Source organism: Microbacterium sp. B19, from assembly GCF_000333395.1.
In the GTDB taxonomy this organism is placed as follows: Bacteria; Actinomycetota; Actinomycetes; order Actinomycetales; family Microbacteriaceae; genus Microbacterium.
Genome location: NZ_BADA01000186.1, coordinates 1 through 3,250, shown reverse-complemented (window position 1 = coordinate 3,250; position 3,250 = coordinate 1). Strand labels below are relative to the sequence as shown.

At 73.4% G+C, this 3,250-nt stretch carries 3 pseudogenes; 1 reads left to right on the top strand and 2 read right to left on the bottom strand.

The features are described from left to right. Positions 1-648: pseudogene (locus tag I5G_RS07020) on the bottom strand (hypothetical protein); the annotation flags it as partial. Between the two features lie 197 nt (positions 649-845). On the opposite strand from I5G_RS07020, the pseudogene I5G_RS21145 reads away from it, so the two are divergent. Then, positions 846-2,036, top strand: a pseudogene (locus I5G_RS21145) (aminotransferase class I/II-fold pyridoxal phosphate-dependent enzyme); the annotation flags it as partial. Positions 2,037-2,132: 96 nt separating this feature from the next. Here the strand turns inward: I5G_RS21145 and I5G_RS27205 are convergent. Continuing rightward, positions 2,133-3,125 (bottom strand): annotated as a pseudogene (locus I5G_RS27205) (LamG-like jellyroll fold domain-containing protein); the annotation flags it as partial. Positions 3,126-3,250 lie beyond the last annotated feature (125 nt).

The following is a 3,250-nucleotide window of genomic DNA, read 5'->3' as shown; positions in this document are numbered from 1 at the left end:
GACGTTGCCCGGGTCGTTCACCGTGATCGCCGTCGGACCCGAGGCGGTGGCGCCGGTCGACCCGCCCCACAGGGCGAGCCCCGCGTAGGTTCCACCGAGGCCTGCGCCGCCGCCGACGAGCGCGGCCGCGACGAGCAGCGCGGCGATCTTGCTGCCCGAGCCCTTCTTGCGGGGCTTCGTGGCCTCGGACTCCGGAAGGGTCAGCGTCGGGTGGGTGCCGTACGTGCCGCCGGCCGCCGGACCGAACGCCTGCCCCGTCGGGGCGGTGGCGCCGCTCGGAGCGGAGGCGTATCCGTGGGCGTGCGGCGCCGGGTACTGCGGCGTGCCGTAGTGCGACGCGGCCGGCTGCTGCGGCGCGGGCGCGGCGCCCTGCGCAGCGGCGGGAGCCTGCGGGGCGCCGGTCTGTGCGGCCTCGGGGGCCTGCGGCGCGGCGGCGGGGGCCTGCGGCGCGGCGGGCGGCGGCCATGCCGCGGCGGCGTCGGCGGGCGAGCGGGTCGGCACCGGCGGCACCGCCGGCGTGGACTCCGCGGCCGGTGCGGCGGCGGGCGTGGTGGTCTCGTGCGACGTGGGGACCGCGCCCTGCGCGGCCGCGTCGGAGGTGGGGCGGGGCTCGGTACCCTCGGGACGGTCGTCCGTGGTGTCGCTCATGGGATGCTCCTCTTTCCTGGCGAGATCAACCATGACCCCGGATGCTGTGGGCTTCCTATGACGCGCATGAGCCACCTCTATCAGTGTCGGAGGAACGTCCCGCGAGGTCATCGTCGGCCTCTCCGTGCCCCCGCTCCGCTACGGTGGGAGGGTTTCGGCCCGGCGCGTCGCGCCCCGTCTTCCCGAAGGCATCCCTCATGCACGACCTCCCCGGCGCCTGGCGCCGCACCGCCCTCGGCGCGGGACTCATCGCCCCCGACGGCACGTCGGTTCCCACGATCTTCGCCGAGATGACCGCGCTCGCCGCCTCCACGGGCGCGCTCAACCTCGGGCAGGGCTTCCCCGACGAGGACGGCCCCGAGGCCGTCCTGGAGGCCGCCCGCCGCGCCATCGCCGACGGCGTCAACCAGTACGCCCCGGGTCGCGGTTTCCCCGATCTGCTCCAGGCGATCGCCGAGCACCAGCGGCGGTTCTACGGGATCGAGCTCGATCCCGCGCGCGAGGTGCTCGTGACCGTCGGCGCTACGGAGGCCCTCGCCGCGACGCTCCTCGCCCTGATCGACGGCCCCGACGACGAGGTCGTGGTGTTCGAGCCGTACTACGACTCCTATGCCGCGTGCGTGGCGCTCGCGGGTGCGCGGTTGGTTCCGGTGCCCCTGCGGTGGCCCGACTTCCAGCCCGACCTCGAGGTCCTGGCATCCGCGGTCTCCGACCGGACGCGCGTGATCCTCGTCAACGATCCGCACAACCCGACCGGTTCGGTGTTCACGCGTGAGGTGCTCGACGAGGTCGTGCGGCTCGCGCACCGGCACGACGCGATCATCGTCACCGACGAGGTGTACGAGCACCTCGTCTTCGACGGCCCGCACGTGCCGATCGCGACCCTCCCGGGCGCCGCCGAGCGCACGGTGTCGATCTCTTCCGCCGGGAAGACCTTCTCGCTCACCGGGTGGAAGACCGGCTGGGTGACCGGCCCGGCCGAACTGGTCTCGGCGGTCCTCGCCGTGAAGCAGTTCCTCACCTACGTCGGCGGCTCGCCCTTCCAACCGGCGATCGCCACGGGCCTCCGGCTCCCCGACGCGTTCTTCGCCTCGGTCGCCGCCGAGATGAAGGCCAAGGCCGAGCTGCTCGGCACGGGCCTCCGTTCCGCCGGATTCGACGTCAGCACCCCGGGCGGGTCGTATTTCACGGTCGTGGATGCCGCTCCGCTCGGCGCCACCGACGCCGACGCGTTCTGTCGCGAGCTGCCGTCGCGCGCGGGTGTCGTCGGCATCCCTCTCACCGCCTTCGCCTCTCCCGCACACCGCGGGGACTACGCGACGCTCGTGCGCTTCGCGGCGTGCAAGCGGGTCGAGGTGCTGACCGACGCCGTGGAGCGGCTCTCGGCCCTGGACGGCCTCCTCCTGCGCGGTTCCCGACAGCGCGACGACGGTGACGTCGATCGGCGCACCGGTGCGCGTCCGACCACCGAGCGCGAAGGTGGGCGTCAGCTGGACCGTGGCATCCCCGTCCGAAGCGGAGGGACGCGTCACGGTTCCGTCCGCGGCGACGACGCTCGCGTCGCTCGTGGCCCACGTGACGGTGGATCCGCCGTCGGCGGTCATCGGCAGCGTGAGGTCGCGGTCGACGTGCGACGTGTCGCCGAGAGACACGGACTCGGATGCCAGGAGCGCGGCGTACTGGTCGGCACCGGCGGTGCGGATCTCGTCGGCGGAGAGGGCGGTGGTCCAGATGCGGACGTCGTCGAGGGCGCCGGCGTAGTACGGGTCGTCCCAGAACGAACGGCCGAGGTAGCCGCCCACACCGTTCTGCCCGAGGGCCGCGTCGATGGTGTGACCGATGCCGGTCGCCTCGGCGTTCCCGCCGTCGAGCTGGCCGTTGACGTAGTACGACACCTTCTGCCCGGGCTGGAACACGAGCGTCACGTTCGCCCAGTGGTTCACCGGCAGCGCCGCACCGCCGTCGCCGACGCGACGCTCGCCGTTCGGCGCGTCGGAGACGGCGCCGTACGTGCCGTTGCAGCTGGTGGACGACAGCAGGTTCTTCGTCGTGGAGCGGCCGAGACCGAACACGAGCTGGCAGTTGCCGTTGTCGGCGCCCCCCCACTTCGTCCACACGCTGACCGTCACGGCGGTGTCGGTGGACGAGACGATGTCGTCCGGGAGTTCGATGTACGAGGCGACGGCATCGGCGTCGTTGCGTCCGCCGGTGAGGTGGATGGCCTTGTCGTCCGCGGCACCCGTGACGCCGGGGACGACGGTCACCCCGCCGTTGCGCACGACACCGTCGGCGCGCGGGGTGCGCACACCGGTATCGGGGATCGCTGCCCCGGCGGCGAGCGTGCCGCTCAGGGTGTCGAACGTGTAGTTCAGGTCGGGCGCGGGCACGGGGGCGGCGAAAGCCGCGGGGGTCGTGACCAGCGCCGACGCCGCGACGGCCGTGATGGCCGTGGCGGCGAGCAGACGGGGGACGCGCATCGTTGACGCTCCGTTCGGGTGCGGGGGGCGGGCGGTGCTCGCGGCTAAGGTGCCGGTGCGACTCCGCAGCGACGATGCTGCGGACCCGTCGGCGCATTGTTAGCGCTCACACTGCCGAGAACATA